Origin of the sequence: Inhella crocodyli (assembly GCF_004004565.1) — a bacterium.
In the GTDB taxonomy this organism is placed as follows: Bacteria; Pseudomonadota; Gammaproteobacteria; order Burkholderiales; family Burkholderiaceae_C; genus Inhella; species Inhella crocodyli.
The window spans coordinates 208,111-224,020 of sequence record NZ_SACM01000005.1; the positions used below are offsets into that span (position 1 = coordinate 208,111).

At 69.3% G+C, this 15,910-nt stretch carries 14 protein-coding genes; 7 read left to right on the top strand and 7 right to left on the bottom strand.

The genetic code is table 11. The annotated features are described in order from the left end of the window. Nucleotides 1-36: 36 nt before the first annotated feature. The 4 genes from EOD73_RS15960 to folE2 all read left to right on the top strand — a co-directional run bounded on the left by EOD73_RS15960 (nucleotide 37) and on the right by folE2 (nucleotide 3,953). Nucleotides 37-267 (top strand): exodeoxyribonuclease VII small subunit, encoded by a 231-nt coding sequence (locus EOD73_RS15960; protein WP_127684036.1) that lies wholly within the window; start codon nucleotides 37-39, stop codon nucleotides 265-267. Continuing rightward, nucleotides 267-1,175 carry a polyprenyl synthetase family protein gene (locus EOD73_RS15965; protein ID WP_127684037.1) on the top strand — a complete coding sequence of 303 codons (909 nt, stop codon included), beginning with the start codon at nucleotides 267-269 and terminating at the stop codon, nucleotides 1,173-1,175. Before EOD73_RS15960 ends, EOD73_RS15965 begins: the two co-directional genes overlap by 1 nt. Before the next feature lie 2 nt (nucleotides 1,176-1,177). Continuing rightward, complete coding sequence (dxs, locus tag EOD73_RS15970) at nucleotides 1,178-3,055, top strand: 1-deoxy-D-xylulose-5-phosphate synthase (protein WP_127684038.1); 1,878 nt, start codon at nucleotides 1,178-1,180, stop codon at nucleotides 3,053-3,055. 88 nt (nucleotides 3,056-3,143) lie between these two features. Then, nucleotides 3,144-3,953 carry a GTP cyclohydrolase FolE2 gene (gene folE2, locus EOD73_RS15975; protein WP_127684039.1) on the top strand — a complete coding sequence of 270 codons (810 nt, stop codon included), beginning with the start codon at nucleotides 3,144-3,146 and terminating at the stop codon, nucleotides 3,951-3,953. Here folE2 and EOD73_RS15980 read toward each other — a convergent pair. Beyond that, the gene (locus EOD73_RS15980) at nucleotides 3,929-4,822 is read right to left on the bottom strand and encodes a LysR family transcriptional regulator (RefSeq protein ID WP_127684040.1); all 894 of its coding nucleotides are present in this window, start codon (nucleotides 4,820-4,822) and stop codon (nucleotides 3,929-3,931) included. The genes folE2 and EOD73_RS15980 overlap by 25 nt on opposite strands. Nucleotides 4,823-4,894: 72 nt before the next feature. Here EOD73_RS15980 and lysA point away from each other — a divergent pair, with 72 nt between their 5' ends. After that, complete coding sequence (gene lysA / locus EOD73_RS15985) at nucleotides 4,895-6,172, top strand: diaminopimelate decarboxylase (protein WP_375137443.1); 1,278 nt, start codon at nucleotides 4,895-4,897, stop codon at nucleotides 6,170-6,172. Here the strand turns inward: lysA and EOD73_RS15990 are convergent. From EOD73_RS15990 to ppk1, 3 genes are read right to left on the bottom strand one after another with little or no spacing between them, the layout of a single operon-like run. Continuing rightward, nucleotides 6,169-6,972, bottom strand: coding sequence for a substrate-binding periplasmic protein (locus EOD73_RS15990; RefSeq protein ID WP_127684041.1), 804 nt, complete (start codon nucleotides 6,970-6,972; stop codon nucleotides 6,169-6,171). The genes lysA and EOD73_RS15990 overlap by 4 nt on opposite strands. A 34-nt stretch (nucleotides 6,973-7,006) precedes the next feature. Beyond that, on the bottom strand, nucleotides 7,007-7,468 hold the full coding sequence (locus tag EOD73_RS15995) for a SixA phosphatase family protein (protein ID WP_205702490.1): 462 nt from the start codon (nucleotides 7,466-7,468) through the stop codon (nucleotides 7,007-7,009). A 10-nt stretch (nucleotides 7,469-7,478) separates the two neighbouring features. After that, entirely contained in the window at nucleotides 7,479-9,536 is a 2,058-nt protein-coding gene (ppk1, locus tag EOD73_RS16000) for a polyphosphate kinase 1 (RefSeq protein WP_127684042.1), read from the bottom strand. Between the two features lie 69 nt (nucleotides 9,537-9,605). On the opposite strand from ppk1, the gene EOD73_RS17845 reads away from it, so the two are divergent. Further along, complete coding sequence (locus EOD73_RS17845) at nucleotides 9,606-10,499, top strand: hypothetical protein (protein ID WP_240660749.1); 894 nt, start codon at nucleotides 9,606-9,608, stop codon at nucleotides 10,497-10,499. Further along, entirely contained in the window at nucleotides 10,496-12,235 is a 1,740-nt protein-coding gene (recJ, locus tag EOD73_RS16005; RefSeq protein WP_240660750.1) for a single-stranded-DNA-specific exonuclease RecJ, read from the top strand. The genes EOD73_RS17845 and recJ overlap by 4 nt, the downstream gene beginning before the upstream one ends. Before the next feature lie 19 nt (nucleotides 12,236-12,254). On the opposite strand, the gene EOD73_RS16010 is transcribed toward recJ, so the two are convergent. The 3 genes from EOD73_RS16010 to EOD73_RS16020 form a co-directional block, all read right to left on the bottom strand. Beyond that, nucleotides 12,255-13,829 (bottom strand): ABC transporter substrate-binding protein, encoded by a 1,575-nt coding sequence (locus EOD73_RS16010; protein WP_127684044.1) that lies wholly within the window; start codon nucleotides 13,827-13,829, stop codon nucleotides 12,255-12,257. Then, nucleotides 13,826-15,073, bottom strand: a complete 1,248-nt coding sequence (locus EOD73_RS16015) for a cyclic di-GMP phosphodiesterase (protein ID WP_127684045.1) — start codon at nucleotides 15,071-15,073, stop codon at nucleotides 13,826-13,828. The genes EOD73_RS16010 and EOD73_RS16015 overlap by 4 nt, the downstream gene beginning before the upstream one ends. Before the next feature lie 135 nt (nucleotides 15,074-15,208). Continuing rightward, the gene (locus EOD73_RS16020; RefSeq protein ID WP_127684046.1) at nucleotides 15,209-15,853 is read right to left on the bottom strand and encodes a c-type cytochrome; all 645 of its coding nucleotides are present in this window, start codon (nucleotides 15,851-15,853) and stop codon (nucleotides 15,209-15,211) included. Between the last annotated feature and the right edge of the window lie 57 nt (nucleotides 15,854-15,910).

Below are 15,910 nucleotides of genomic sequence, written 5' to 3' on the forward strand. Positions count from 1 at the left end.
ACCTACAATCGCCGCCCTTTTCCGCCCACCCCGTCCATGCCCAAAACCGCCAAGCCCTCGGCCCCGCCAAGCTACGAAAGTGCCCTGGCCGAACTGGAGCAGCTGGTGCAAACCCTGGAGGGCGGCGCCGTGCCCCTCGAACAGTTACTGAGTGGTTACAAGCGGGGCGCCGAACTGCTGGCGTACTGCCGCGGCCAACTGCAGGCCGTGGAACAACAAGTGAAGGTGCTGGACGACGGCACCCTGAAGGCCTGGGAGGGCCCGTGATGGTGGACAGTCCCGACAACGCCGTTTGCGCCGGCTTCGACGCCTGGGCCAAGGGCCTGCTCGGCCGCTGCGAAGGCCTGCTGGACGCCTGGGTGCCGGCCGACGCGCCGGCCGGCCTGGGGGCCGCCATGCGCTATGCCGTGCTCGATGGGGGCAAGCGGCTGCGGCCGATGCTCGTCTGGGCGGCCTGCGAGGCCGTGCAAGGCCAGCAAGCGGCGGCCGACCGCGCGGCCGTGGCGGTGGAACTGATCCACGCCTACTCGCTGGTGCACGACGACCTGCCCTGCATGGACAACGACGTGCTGCGCCGCGGCAAGCCGACGGTGCACGTGGCCTTTGGCGAGGCGCAAGCCATGCTGGCGGGCGACGCCATGCAGGCGCTCGCCTTCGAAGTGCTGACGCCCGATGCCGGCATCGAACCCGCCCTGCAAGCGCAGTTGTGCCGCCTGCTGGCCCGCGCCAGCGGCCATGCCGGCATGGCGGGCGGCCAGGCCATCGACCTGGCCGCCGTGGGCCAACCGCTGGACGAGCAGGCCCTGAAGAACATGCACCGGCGCAAGACCGGTTTGCTGCTGCAAGGCAGCGTGCTGATGGGGGCGGCCTGCGGCCACCCCACCCCACAAGAGACCCAGGCCCTGTCCACCTACGGCGATGCCCTGGGCTTGGCCTTCCAGGTGGTCGACGACATCCTGGACGTGACGCAAGACTCCGCCACCCTGGGCAAGACCGCCGGCAAAGACCAAGAGGCCAACAAGCCGACCTACGTCAGCGTGCTGGGCCTGGGGCCCTCGCGGCGTTACGCCGCGCGACTGCGCGACGAGGCCCTGGCCGCCCTGGATGGGGCCCCGGCCCTCAAGTCCCAGCGCCTGCGCGACCTCGCTTTCAAGGTCGTTTCGCGAGACAACTGACCATGACGCTTCTGTCCACGATCAACAGCCCGGCCGACCTGCGCCAGCTGAGCCGTCCGCAACTGCACCAGCTCGCCGGCGAACTGCGGCAGTACGTGCTGGACAGCGTCAGCAAAACGGGCGGGCACCTGTCCAGCAACCTGGGCACCGTCGAGCTGACCATCGCCCTGCACGCCGTCTTCGACACGCCGCGCGACCGCATCGTGTGGGACGTGGGCCACCAGACCTACCCGCACAAGATCCTGACCGGCCGGCGCGACCAAATGGCCACGCTGCGGCAACTCGGGGGCATCAGCGGCTTCCCACGGCGGGACGAGAGCGAGTACGACACCTTCGGCACGGCGCACAGCAGCACCAGCATCTCGGCCGCCCATGGTTTTGCCATGGCCGCCAAGCTCAAGGGCGAGAGCCGCCGGGCCGTGGCTGTCATCGGCGACGGCGCCATCACCGCCGGCATGGCCTTTGAAGCCCTGAACAACGCCGGCGTGCCGCACGGCGGCCTGCTCGGCGACATGCTGGTGATCTTGAACGACAACGACATGTCGATCAGCCCGCCGGTCGGCGCGTTGAACAAGTACTTCACGCGCCTGATGAGCGGCAAGTTCTACAGCCAGGCGCGCGAGGGCGCGAAGGGCCTGTTGAAGAACACGCCGCTGTACGAGTTCGCCCGCCGCTTCGAAGAGCACACCAAAGGCATGTTCGTGCCCGGCACGATCTTCGAAGAGTTCGGGTTCAACTACGTCGGCCCCATCGACGGCCACGACCTCGACGCGCTGATCCCGACGCTGGAAAACCTGCGCGACAAACCCGGACCGCAGTTCCTGCACATCGTGACCAAGAAGGGCCAGGGCTACAAGCTGGCCGAGGCCGACCCGGTGAAGTACCACGGGCCGACGCCCTTCGACCCGGCGCAAGGCATCGTGGCCTCGTCCAAGCCGGCCAAGAAGTCCTTCACCCAAGTGTTTGGCGACTGGTTGTGCGACCAGGCCGAGGCCGACCAGAAGCTGGTGGGCATCACGCCGGCCATGCGCGAGGGCTCGGGCATGGTCGAGTTCCACAAGCGATTCCCGCAGCGCTACTACGACGTCGGCATCGCCGAACAGCACGCGGTGACCTTCGCCGCGGGCTTGGCCTGCGAAGGCATGAAGCCCGTCGTGGCCATCTACAGCACCTTCTTGCAGCGCGGCTACGATCAGCTGATCCACGACGTGGCGCTGCAGAACCTCGACGTCACCTTCGCGCTGGACCGTGCCGGCCTGGTGGGCGCCGATGGCGCGACGCACGCGGGCAACTACGACATCGCGTTCACGCGCTGCATCCCCAACATGGCGGTGCTGACGCCCGCCGACGAGCGCGAGTGCCGCCAGCTGCTCAGCACGGCCTACCAGCACCCCGGCCCCGTCACCGTGCGTTACCCGCGCGGTGCGGGCGCCGGCGTGGACACCGGCACCGACCTGAGCACCCTGCCCTGGGGCCAGGGTGAGCTGCGCCGCGAAGGCGGCCGCGACGTGGCGATCTTGGCCTTCGGCACCTTGCTGCAGGCGGCCTTGGGCGCCGCCGACGCCTTGAACGCCACGGTGGCCAACATGCGCTTCGTCAAGCCGCTGGACACCGCCTTGGTCGAACGCCTGGCGCGCAGCCACGGCCTGCTGGTCACGGTCGAAGACGGTTGTGTGATGGGGGGCGCCGGCAGCGCGGTGATCGAGCACCTCCAGGCCGTCGGCCTGAACGTGCCGGTGCTCCAGCTCGGCCTGCCCGACGCGTTCATCGAGCACGGCGACCCGGCCAAGCTCATGGCCTTGCAGGGCCTGGACGCGGCCGGCATCGAGCGTCGCATCCGCCAACGCCTGGGCGAGCCCGCACTGCGTGCGGTGGTTTGAAGCCAGCGTTCTAATCGGCTGTCTGCTGAAGGGCCGTCGGCATGGGATGCTGACGGCCTGCGTTTTTTGAGCCCGCGTTGTGCCCGCCATGAGCCCCAGTTCCACCCACTCGGCCCACTTGCCGATCCCCGACACCCAGAGCGAGCGCGACGAGCGCCACCTGGCCATCCAGCGCGTGGGCGTGCGGCGCGTCAAGTTCCCGCTGCTGGTGCAGACCGAGCGGGGCGTGCAGCCCAGCGTGGGCGAGTGGACCCTGGACGTGGCCTTGCCGGCCGAGCAAAAGGGCACGCACATGTCCCGCTTCGTGGCCTGGCTGGAAGAAGGCGCCGAACAGGCGCTGGACGCCGCCACCTTGCGGTCCCGGCACCTGGCCATGCTCGAGAAGTTGCACGCCTCCGACGGCGTGACCGAGGTGGCCTTCACCTTGTTCGAGCGCAAGCGTGCGCCGGTGTCGGGCATCGAAAGCCGCCTGGATTTGCAGGCTCGCTGGGTGGTTGAGACGCGCGGCGGCCAGACCACCGTCTGGCAAGAGGTGGCAGTGCCGGTCAAGAGCCTGTGCCCCTGCTCCAAAGAGATCAGCGACTACGGCGCGCACAACCAGCGCAGCATCGTCACCGTGCGCGTGGAATGGCTGGCCGACAAGCCCCTGCCCTTCTCAGCCCAAATGCGATTTGCCGAAGACAGCGCCTCCAGCGAGATCTGGCCGCTGCTCAAACGCGCCGACGAGAAGTGGGTGACCGAGCGCGCTTACGAGAACCCCAAGTTCGTCGAAGACTTGGTGCGCGATGTGGCCCTGCGCTTGAACGCCGACGAGCGCGTCGGGCGCTACCACGTGGACGTCGAGAACTTCGAGTCCATCCACTCGCATTCGGCCTACGCCGTCATCGAACGCAACTGAGCCCGCAGCGCGTCCGCCAAGGGCGCGGCCACGCGGTGCACCGGGCGGTGCAGGGGCGTGAGCAAGGTCACCCGGAAGGGGATGCGCACGTTCAACGGCCGCACCACCAAGCGCTCGCTGGCGCAAGCCAGGGCCGTCAGCGGGTTCACAACGGCGACGCCCAGGCCTTGGGCCACCAAGGCACACACCGCCACCGCGCTGTGGGTCTGCAAACGCATCCGCCGCCCTACAGCGGCTTGCTCGAACAGTTGGTCGATCTCCGCCCGGTAAGGGTCGTCGTCGGCCAAGCTCACGAAGGGCTGGTCGGCAAAGTCCGACAAGGCCAGGCGCGCACGCGACGCCAAGGCATGCCCCGCCGGCAGAACCGCCACCTCGTCGAGGTCGGCCAGCACCTCGGCCCGGCAGCCGCTCGGGGCGTCGGCGCGCTCGGTCAGGGCCAGGTCGAAGCGCTGCTCGCTCATCCAAGCCTCCAGCACCGGGCTCTCGGCCGGGGTGATCGACACCGCGGCGTCGGCCGCCGCGGGGCAGGCGGCCAGGGCCGAGGGCACCAGGGCGTGCGCCAGGGCCGGTTGGGCCAGCAGTTCGAAAGGTTGGGCTTCGGCCCGCCCCAAGGCCCGGGCCTGGGCCTGCACCTGCGCCAGGCCCTGGTAATGGCGCTGCACGCTGTCGAACAGGGCCAGGGCCGCCGCCGTGGGCTTGAGGCGGGCGCCGACGCGCTCGAACAGCGAGTAGCCCAGCCGCTGCTCCATCAGCCCGATCTCGCGGCTGAGCGTGGGCTGGGAACTGTGCAAAGCCTGCGCGGCGGCGGTCACGCCACCCGCCTGCATGACAGCGCGAAAGACTTCAACCTGGCGGTGGCTGATGGGCATGCCAGAAGCATATCGAAAACGGATAGCCAAACGACATTTATCGATTGGACTGAATGAATCGACCTGGGCATGCTGCCGACCATGCTGACCGACGCCCAAACCCGCGCCCTCGCCCACCAATTCGGCACGCCCTTGTGGGTGATGGACGCCCCCACCATCCGCCAGCGATTGGCCAGCTTGCGGGCGTTTGACACCGTTCGCTACGCGCAAAAGGCCAACCCCAATGTGCACCTGCTGCGCCTGCTGCGCGAGGGCGGGGCCAAGGTGGACGCCGTGAGCCGCGGCGAGGCCCTGCGCGCGTTGGCCGCCGGCTTTTCGGGCGGCAGCGCGCGCGCCGCCACCCTGGCCGAGGCGGCCGACGCCGACATCGTCTACACCGCCGACCTGCTGGACCGCGAAACGCTCGACTTCGTCGTGGCCGAGGGCCTGGTGGTGAACTGCGGGTCGATCGACATGCTGCGCCAGCTCGGCGCGCGCGCGCCCGGCCATGCCGTGTGGCTGCGCCTGAACCCGGGCTTCGGCCACGGCCACAGCAAGAAGACCAACACCGGTGGCGAGCACAGCAAGCACGGCATTTGGCACGCCGACCTGGCCGAGGCCTTGGCCGTGATCCAGGCCAGCGGCCTGCGCTTGGTGGGCCTGCACATGCACATCGGCTCGGGGGTGGATTACGGCCACTTGGGCCAAGTTTGTGGTGCCATGGTGGACCTGGTGCGCCACGTGAAGGCCGCCGGGCTGGACCTGGCGGCGATCTCGGCGGGCGGGGGGCTCTCGATCCCCTACCGCGACGGCGAGCCCCGCATCGACCCGGCGCACTACTTCGGGCTCTGGGATGCCGCCCGCCGCGAGGCGCAAGAACTGCTGGGGCACCCGCTGCACCTGGAGATCGAGCCGGGGCGCTACCTGGTGGCCGAGGCCGGGGCCTTGATCGCGGAGGTCCGGGCCGTGAAGCGCCAAGGCAGCGTGCCCTTCGTCTTGGTGGACGCCGGCTTCAACGAACTGATGCGACCGGCCATGTACGGCGCGCACCACGGCATGCACCTGGTCAGTGGCGACGGCCGTGCGTTGGCGGCGGCCGCCCCGGCGGCCGTGGCCGGCCCGCTGTGCGAAAGCGGTGACGTGTTCACCCAAGGGGCAGGCGGCGAGATCGAGCTGCGCGCCCTGCCCCAGGCCGCCGTGGGCGACTGGCTGGTGATCGAGAACACGGGCGCCTACGGCAGCTCGATGAGCAGCAACTACAACACGCGCCCCTTGATCGCCGAGGTGCTGCTGGATGGCGACGCGGTGCGCCCCATCCGCCGCCGCCAACGGGTCGAAGAACTGCTCGCCCTGGAGCTCTCGGCCGACTAAGCGCCCAGGTAGCGGGCCTGCAAGGCCTCCCAGCGTTTGGCCTTGGCCAACTGGGCCAAGCCGCGGTTCAACGCCTGCACCACGGCGGGGAAGTCGGGACGCTGGCGTGCAACCGCCATTTGGGTCGGTAGGCCGGAATCGAAGACAAAGGGCTGGCGCTGCAACTGCGCGCCGTAGGGCTGGTGCTGGACGAGCCAGCGCGCCGGCAGTTCGTTGCCCACCACAACCTCCACGCGCCCCGCCGCCAGCATGCGCAGTTGGCTGTGCAGGTCCACGGCGCGATCGGCCGGCCCCGTCATCGCGGCCTGCAATGCATCGGGGAACACCGCCCCCGCCATCAGGCCCAGGCGGCGCCCTTGCAGGTCCGCCAGCCGCCTCACGAGCACGCCACTGTCGCGCCGCGTGTAGAAGCCGTACCGGACCGACTCGCCATATCGCTGGCTGAAGGCCAGGTACTCGCGTCGCTCGGGGGTGTCGTGCACCCCCGTCGACAGGTCGGCTTGGCCCGCCTTCAGCAAGGCCAGCACACGGCGCCAGGGCACGTGCTCCACCCGGAGCCGGTAACCGCCGCCAAGCGCCAGGGCCTCGCGCGCCAGGTCGATGTCCATGCCCTCGCCCAAGGGGTGCTGCGGCGGCAACACGAAGGGTTCCAGGGCGGCGGTCACCATCAAGAGCTCGCGGCCGGCGGGCGCGGCGAGCGCATCGGCCAATGGGCCCATGGCGACGCCCGTCGCCGTGGCCCACACGGCGCGACGGCAGCAGGCGAACGAGGAGAGGATGGGGGTGACGGGTCGGGCCACAGCCCCGGATGGTGCGTCAGGCGCCGGCGCTTGCCTAGAGGAGGTCGGGACCTTGCACCGCCCGCAACAGGACTTGTTGCACACCTTGGCGCCGCCGCGAACTCAACCACCACACCGCGCCCTTCTTGACCGTCCAGGGCAAGGGGGCGCCACACAGCAATTGCGCCGCCAACTGCCCCAGGGCCGGTTGGTGCCCCACCACCAGCACGGGCGCCACGGCGTCGGGCCAGCCCATCAGGGGCAGCCAATCGGCCGGATCGGCCTGCGGCGCCAGCTCGGGCAGCACCTTGTAGGGACGCTCCAGGGCGTCGGCCGTGGCGCGCGTTCTCACGGCGGGGCTGACCCACACGCGGGTCGTGTCGGGCAGGCGCTGTTGCAGCCACAGGCCCATGCGCCGGGCCTGCCGTTCGCCCGCGGCCGTCAAGCGGCGGTCGAGGTCGTCCTGGCCGTCCGCCAGCACCTGGGCTTCGGCGTGGCGCCACAAGATCAAGTCCACCGTCCGCCCCTCAGTCCACCCGGTACAACTCGGCCAGTGCCGCTTGCGCACACGGGCCGTCGGTGCCCACGCGCTGGTAGCCGCCAGCGGCATCCAGAACCCAGGCATCGCGCCCGTCCAGCAAGTAGGGCACCAAGGCCTCGTCCAGCACCCGTTGGCGCATCTTGGGGTCGTTGACCGGCCACGCCAATTCGATCCGACCCAGCATGTTGCGGCTCATCCAATCGGCACTCGACAGGTACAAGGCCTCGTCACGCTCGCTTTCACCCCAAGCGAAGTACAGCACCCGCGTGTGCTCCAGGAACCGTCCCACCACCGAGCGAACGCGCACCTTGTCACTCACGCCTGGAATACCCGGCGCCAAGCGGCAGGCCCCACGCACGATGAGGTCCACTTCGGCGCCTGCCTGCCCACAAGCCAGCAAGGCGTCGATCAGCACCAAGTCGGTCAGCGCATTGACCTTCACCACCACCCGCGCCCGCCGACCGGCCAGGGCCGCCTGGCGCACCCGCTCCAGCTCGGCCAACCAGCGGCTTTGCATGGCAAAGGGCGCCAGCACGAGCTGGTGCAGGCGGCGCATGTGGGCCGTCGAGGCGAGCAGGCCGAACACCGCGTCGGCATCGGCGGTCAGGGCCGGGTCGGCAGTCAGCAGACCCAAGTCGGTGTACAGGCGCGCCGTGCGCGGGTTGTAGTTGCCCGTGCCCAGGTGCAGGTAGCGACGCAGGATGCGCCCGCCCTTGCGCGTCTCGCGACGGGTCACCAGCAGCAGCTTGGCGTGGGTCTTCAGGCCCACGATGCCGTAAACCACCTGCGCGCCCGCGGCCTCCAGCTTCTCCGCCCAGTTGACGTTCGCCTCCTCGTCGAACCTGGCCTTGAGCTCCACCACCACCAGCACCTCTTTGCCGCGCCGCGCGGCCTCCAGCAGCAACTCCATCAGTTCGCTGCGGGCCCCCGTGCGGTAGACGGTTTGCTTGATGGCCAGCACCTCGGGGTCGTTCACCGCCTCGCGCAGCAGCTCGATCACCGGCTCGAAGCTCTCGAACGGGTGGTGCAGCAGCACGTCGCGATCGCGCAGCCGCTGAAAAATCGATTTGCCCCGGGGCAAGCGCCCTTGCGGCCATGCCGGTTCGTGGGGCGCAAAGCGCAGCGCCGGCGCCTCCACCTGGTCGATCAACTCGTTCAGGCGCACCAGGTTCACCGGGCCGTTCACGCGGTACAGGGCCGCGGGCGGCAGCTGGAACTGCGTGAGCAGCAACTGCGCCAGGTCCTCCGGGCAGGTGTGCACGACCTCCAGGCGCACCGCCCGGCCGAAGTGCCGCGTGCTCAGGCGCGAACGCATGGCGTGGCGCAGGTTGGCGACCTCTTCCTCGTCGACGTCGATGTCGGAGTCGCGCGTGACGCGGAACTGCGAGAACGACACCACCTCGCGCCCCGGAAACAGCTCCCCCAGGTGCGCCCGGATGACGCTGGTCAGCAGCACGAAGGCCTGCTCGCCGGGGGCGACCTGGGCCGGCAGCTTGATGACCCGCGGCAGCACCCGCGGCACGCGCACGATGGCGATGGGGTTGGCCCGGCCGAGGGCGTCGTCGCCGGCGAGCTTGACGATGAAATGCAGGGCCTTGTTCGCCGCCTGCGGAAACGGGTGGGCGGGGTCCAGGCTCACCGGCACCAGCAGCGGCCGGACCTCGCGGTCGAAGAAGCGCGACACCCAGGCCCGCTGCGCCGCGTTGCGCGCCGCGTGGTGGCGGATGTGGATTCCGCGCTGGGCCAGCGCCGGCATGAGTTGGTCGTTGAAGACGGCGTACTGCTCGTCGATCAGCGCGTGGGCGGCCGCGCCCACGCGCTCGATGTCTTGCGCCACCCCTGCGCGCGCCTTGTCACGCACGCTGTCCAACAAGTCGGAAAAGCGAACCTCGAAGAACTCGTCCAAATTGCTGGACACGATGCACACATAGCGCAGGCGTTCGAGCAAGGGCACGTCGGCGCGCTCCGCCTGAGCCAGCACGCGGCGGTTGAACTCCAGGATGGCTTGCTCGCGGTCGAGCAACACGGGGGCGGGACGGGGCATCGTCCGATTATGGAAAGCCGGCCGTGACAGCGCCGTGACAACCCGCGCGCTCCGGATAATCGCGCCGCCATGCACGTGCTGATCACCGACGCCGGTCCCCTCGAAGGGCTGGCCCTGCCCCCCGCCCTGCCCCACCTCCAGCGCCTGCTTCGCCACGGTCAGGAGGTGGCCGTGCACGGCGGCGAGGCCACCGACCCGCACACCCCGGCCGAGCGCGTGCTGGGGGCGCTGCGCGGTCACGGCCCGAGCGAGGCCCTGCCCACCGCAGCCTGGGCCCTGGCCGCCCATGGCATCGAGCCTGGCACGCTGCCCTGGGCCCTGGTCACGCCCCTGCACGTGCAACTGGACGCCCACCAGGCCTTGGCCCTGTCGCCCGAGCAGTTGCGCCTGCGTGACGACGAGGCCGACGCCCTTTGGCAAACGGTGGCCCCCTTGTTCCCGACGACCGAGGGGTGGCAGGTGCACCGCCTCGGCAGCACCGCCTGGATGCTCGGCCACGAGAGCCTGGCCGACTGGCAGGCGCCCAGCCTGGACCGCGTCAGCCTGCGCACGCTCGACGCCTGGCTGCCGGCGCACCGTGGCCTGCGTCGCTTGCAGAACGAGATCCAAATGCTGTGGCACGAGCACCCCGTCAACACCGCCCGCGAGGCCCGCGGGGCCCTGACCGTCAACTCGGTGTGGATCAGCGGTTGCGGTGTGCAGCACGGCACGGCGCCCGAAGTGGTCGTCAACACCTGGCTGCGCGAGCCCGCGATGACCGTCGACCTGGCCCAATGGCAGCGGGCCTGGCAGCGGCTGGACGAGGAGATCGTGGCCCCCATCCTGGCCGATGGCGGCCGGCTGACGCTGGCGGGCGAGACCTGGGCCCGCACCTGGACCCCGGCCCCCGTGCCCTGGTGGCGGCGGTGGCCCGCGCGCCAGTGCACGATGGCCGAGGTGCAGCAAAGGCTGAACGCCCTGTGACGCCGCACGCCGCCGCTCCGCGGGTGCTGCCCCGCGACTGCCCGCCGCGCGCCGCCTGGGCCTTGGAAGAACAAGGCCTGGACCCGCTGCGCGCACGCCTGTTCGCCGCCCGTGGCGTTCGCTCGCGCGACGAGTTGGACCCCGACCTCGCCCAACTGGCGCCCCCGGGCTTGCTGCGCGGCGCCGCCGAGGCCGCGCGGCTGCTGGCCGACGCGATCGCGGCGGGTCGGCGCCTGTGCGTCGTGGCCGACTACGACTGCGATGGCGCCACCGCCTGTGCGCTGCTGCTGCGCGGCTTGGTGCTGCTGGGCGCGGCACCCGCCCAGGTCGACTACGTCGTGCCCGACCGCGCGGTGCACGGCTACGGCCTCACGCCCGCGATCGTCGACTTGGCGCTGGCGGTGGGGGCAGAGCTGCTCATCACCGTGGACAACGGCATCGCCAGCCTCGAGGGCGTGGCCCACGCCAAGGCCGCCGGCTTGACCGTGGTGGTGACCGACCACCACCTGTGCGCCCAAGACGACGCCGGCACCGTGCTCCTGCCCGCGGCCGACGCCATCGTCAACCCCAACCAACCTGGCTGCGACTTTCCGAGCAAGGCCCTGGCGGGCGTGGGCGTGGCTTTCTACCTGCTGCTGGCGCTGCGGGCCGAGCTGCGCGCGCGTGGGACCTTCGCCACCCAACCCCGTCTGGACGGGCTGCTCGACCTGGTCGCCCTGGGCACGGTGGCCGACGTCGTGGCGCTCGATGCCAACAACCGGCGTTTGGTGGCCCAGGGGCTCAAGCGCATCCGGGCCGGGCAGATGCAGCACGGCGTTCGCGCGCTGTTCCAGGTGGCGGGCCGTGACGCCCGGCGGGCCAGCAGCCAGGACTTCGGCTTTGCGCTCGGTCCGCGCATCAACGCAGCGGGGCGCTTGGCCGACATGCGCCTGGGCATCGAATGCTTGCGCACCGACGACCCGGCGCGGGCGCTGGCCATCGCACAGCAATTGGACGGCATCAACCGCGAGCGCCGCGCCGTCGAGGCGGACATGAAAGCGGTCAGCGAGGACCTGCTGCTGAGCAAAATGCCCCAGGGCGAGCCCCCGCCCGCCGTGGTGCTGTTCGACGAGGCCTTTCACGAAGGCGTGGTGGGCATCGTCGCCGGCCGCGTGAAAGAGGCCCTGCACCGGCCCACCTTTGTGTTTGCCCGGGGCGCCGACGGGCGCCTGAAGGGGTCCGGACGCTCCATCCCGGGCCTGCACCTGCGCGACGCGCTCGACCTGCTGGCCAAGCGCTGCCCGGGCCTCTTGGCCAAGTTCGGCGGCCATGCCATGGCGGCCGGCTGCACCTTGGCCAGCGACGACGTGGCCGCCTTTGACGCGGCGCTGCAAACCATCGCCCGCGACGGCTTGGCCCCTGAGCAGTTGAGCCGCGTGCTGCGCCACGACGGCTCGCTCAGCGGTCCCATGCTCAGCCTGCAGCAAGCCCAGGCGCTGGCGGACGAGGTTTGGGGCCAGGCCTTCGAGCCCCCGCTCTTCGTGGACGAATTCGAGGTGCTGCAACAACGGCTGGTGGGCAGCGGCCACCTGAAACTGCGCTTGCAGCACAGCAGCGGCGTGCAGGCCGACGCCATTTGGTTCCGACGGACCGACACCCTGGCCGACCATCGCGTCCGCCTGGCTTACCGCTTGGACGCTGACACCTACCAGGGACAGGCGCGCCTGCAACTCTTGGTCGAAGCCCTGGCAGGTTGAGCCCGGCCGGCCGCCGACCTCACTTGGGCGGCAGGGTGATCCAGGCGACCTCCAGCCAATTGTCGGGACGGTGCACGGCCTTCACCCCGGCGCGGGTGGCCCAAGGGATCACCTGTCGGTGCAGGGGGATGGTGTGCACTTGCTGGCGGTACTCCGTCAGCGCTGCGCGGATCAGGGCCTCCCGCTTCTTGGGATCGGCCTCGACCGTGCTCTGCGCCGCCAAGGCGTCGAACTTGTCGTTGGCCACCATGCCGAAGTTGTAGGCCCCCGTGCCGTCGACCTTGTTCAAGGTGCGGTAGACGGGCGTGAGGATGGTCTCGGCGTCGGTGACCGCCCCCCCCCAGCCGTACAGGTACAGGCTCGTGTCGAACTTCTCCAACTTGGGGAACAGCAGGGCCCGGGGCTGGGCCATGACCCGGACCTTGACCTTGAGTTGGGCCCACATCTGCGCCAGCGCGATGCAGATTTCTTCGTCGTTGACGTAGCGGTTGTTCGGGCAGTCCAGGGTGACCTCGAAGCCCTCGGGGTAGCCGGCCTCGGCCATCAGCCGGCGGGCGCTGGCCAGGTCGTAGGGCAGGCGCGTCTCCAGCGATGGGTCGCTGAAGGCCCCCAGGGGCGAGGGCGTCACCCCCCCGGTGGGCTGCGACAGGCCAGTCATGATCTTGGCCTTGATGCCCTCGATGTCGATGGCCTGGTACAGCGCCTGGCGGACGCGCAGGTCCTTGAAGGGGTTCTTGTCGCCGGGCACCTTGCCATAGAGCAGCTTGTCGCGCGACTGGTCCATGCCGATGAAGATCAGCCGGTTTTCCAGGCCCTCGATGACCTGCAGGTGCTTGACCTGGCGCAGCCGGGGGATGTCGCGGGGGGCCGGGTCCACCACCAAGTCGACCTCGCCGCTCATCAGCGCCGCCAGGCGGGTGGCGTCGTTGCCGATGGGCGTGAACACGATCTCCTGGACGTTGCCCTCGAACTGGCCCCACCACGCCGGGTTTCGCTTGTAGACCGACTTGATGCCAGGCTGCCGGCTCACGAGCATGTAGGGGCCGGTGCCGTTGGCGTTCAGCGAGGCGTGGCTTTCTTCTTTGTTCTTGAAGTCCTGCGGCTTGGTGACGCGGTGCTTCTCGCTCCAGGCCTTGTTCATGATCCACAGCAGGTCCAGGTGCTGCAAGAAGACGGGGTTGGGCCGATCGAGCTTGAACTCCAAGGTCTTGGCGTCGACCTTGCGGGGCGTGCCGACGGCGTTGGCGTACTGGCGCAGGTTGGAGCTCGGCTCTTTGCCCCGCTGGATGGAGAAGATCACGTCCTCGACCGTCAGCGGCGCCCCATCGTGAAACTTCACCCCCTGGCGCAAGGTGAAGCGCCAGGTCAAGGGGTCGGGGTTGCTCCACGAGGTGGCGAGGCCGGGGCCGATGGCCATGCCCTTGTCGCGGCGCACGAGCTTCTCGTAGACCTGGCCGTTGACCATGTTGGTCACGATGTCGTTTTGCGAGTGGGGGTCGGCGGTTTGGAAATCGCCTTGGCTGGCCCAGCGCAGGGTCTGGGCGTGCAGCACCCCGGCCGCCAGCGCAGCCGCCACACCAACTAGCCATTTCATCGGGTTTGGCTCCAGAGATCGTTGAGGTGTTTAAAGCCCCAAGTGTCGGGGTCTTCGCGGCCCACGATCGCGTCCGTGCCGGTGCTCAGGTCGAGCGTTTGCAAGTCCACGGGCATGTTGGACTTGAGCGAGAAGAACACGCGCACTTGCGGTTGCGTGAGCTTGCCGGGCGTTTGGTCGATCACCACCGCCAGGCGTTGTGACTTGAGCTTGACCAGGGTGCCCACGGGGAAGATTCCCAGGCTGACCACGAAGGCCTGGAAGATCTTGGGGTCGAAGTGCCCCTTCCACTGGGCCATGCGGGCGAGAGAGGCCGCCGGATCCCACGCGTTCTTGTACGGGCGCGTGCTGGTCACGGCGTCGTACACGTCACACACCGCCCCCATGCGCGCCAGCAGCGATATCTGGTCGCCGCTGAGCTTCTTCGGGTAGCCGGTCCCGTCCATCTTCTCGTGGTGGTGCAACACCACGTCCAGAACGCCTTCGGCGAAGGCGCCACTGGCCTCCAAGGCCGCGTGCCCCTTGCCCGGGTGGCTCTTCATGATGGCGAATTCGTCGTCGGTGAGACTGCCCGGTTTGTTCAAGACCTCCAGCGGCATCAACATCTTGCCCACGTCGTGCAACAAGCCCGCCAGGCCGGCCTCGCGCTGCTCGTCCTCGCTCAGGCCCAGCTGCTGGCCCAAGGCGATCATCATGGCGCTCACCGCCACCGAATGCATGTAGGTGTAGTCGTCCCGCGTCTTGAGCCGCGCGAGGCTGATCAAGGCCGAGGGGTTGCGCCAAACCGAACCGGCCAGTTCCTCCACGACCATGGCGCTCTGTTCTTGGCTCACGGCCCGGCCCAAGCGGGCCTCGTTGAACATGCTCATGACGGCTTGGCGTGAGCGGTTCACCACCTCCGCAGCCTGGGCCATTTCGTCCTTCAAACTGACCCGCTCGGGCGGGGACTTCGGTTCCGGCGCCGAAGCCATCGTCGCCACGGCTTCCGTGCGGGGCGCAGGCACCGGGGGCGGAGGTGCCACATTGAGCGGCGTCGGCAAGGGGGCCTCGACCACAGGCACGTCCTTGCCCTTGGCCACGTCGATCCAGATGTGCGGCACCCCCGAAGCCTTCAAGGAGGCCAGATCCGCCGCGTCGTTCAACAGGAACCGGGTCTTCCAAAAGGGATGGCTCAGCCAAGAGCCCTCCATCGACTGGAGGAACATTCCCAAGGTGGCCTGTTCGGTGGGGATCTTTTTCAGCATGCCGGTGAGGCGCGCGGTCGCAACCGCTTCAGTATGCGACCCCCACAGGGTCATGCCCCCCGGGCGATCCCGGGTGCAGCGGCAAGTTGGCACAAAAAAGCCGCCCGAAGGCGGCTGTGGTGAGGTCCCAGGCGCTCAGCGCAGCTTGGGCTGGGGCACCGTTTTCAGTTCACCCGGCAGGGAGGCCAAGTACTTGGCGATGGCCTTCAGCTCCGACGTTTTGAACTCCTTGACCTGGTTGGCCATGATGGCGTTGTCGCGGCCCCAGGTGCTGTGCTTGGCCTGCTGGTAGCTGCGCAGCGCCACCAAGAGGTAATCCGCAGGCTGACCGGCCAGCTTCGGGTAAGCGTCGCTGATGGCCTTGCTGAAGTTGGCGCCATGGCAGGAGATGCAAGCGCCCTTCTCCAGCAACTTGGCCACTTCGGCCGAGGGGGCCGGCACGGTATCCGGCGCCGGCGTCGGCGCCCCGCCGTGCTGCGAGTAGAAGGCCGCCAAATCCTTCATGTCTTGTTCGGTCAGCGAACCGGCAATGCCGCGCATCGACGGGTGCTTGCGCTCGCCTTTGCTGTACGCCGTGAGGGCCGCCACGATGTAGCCGGCGTTTTGGCCCGAGATCTTGGGAACGCTGTAAACCTCGGGAAAGCTGGCGCGGTAGCCAGGGATGCCGTGGCAGCCGATGCACATGGCGGCCTGCGTCTCGCCACGCTTGGCGTCTTGGGCCCAGGCGGGCTGGAGGAGCACGGCGGCGGCCACGGCAATCAGAAGGCGGGAGAGCAGCATGGTGTTGTCGCGATGTTGGCTGACCAGAATGGGCGCGGATTCTAGAAGGAAGCGCAA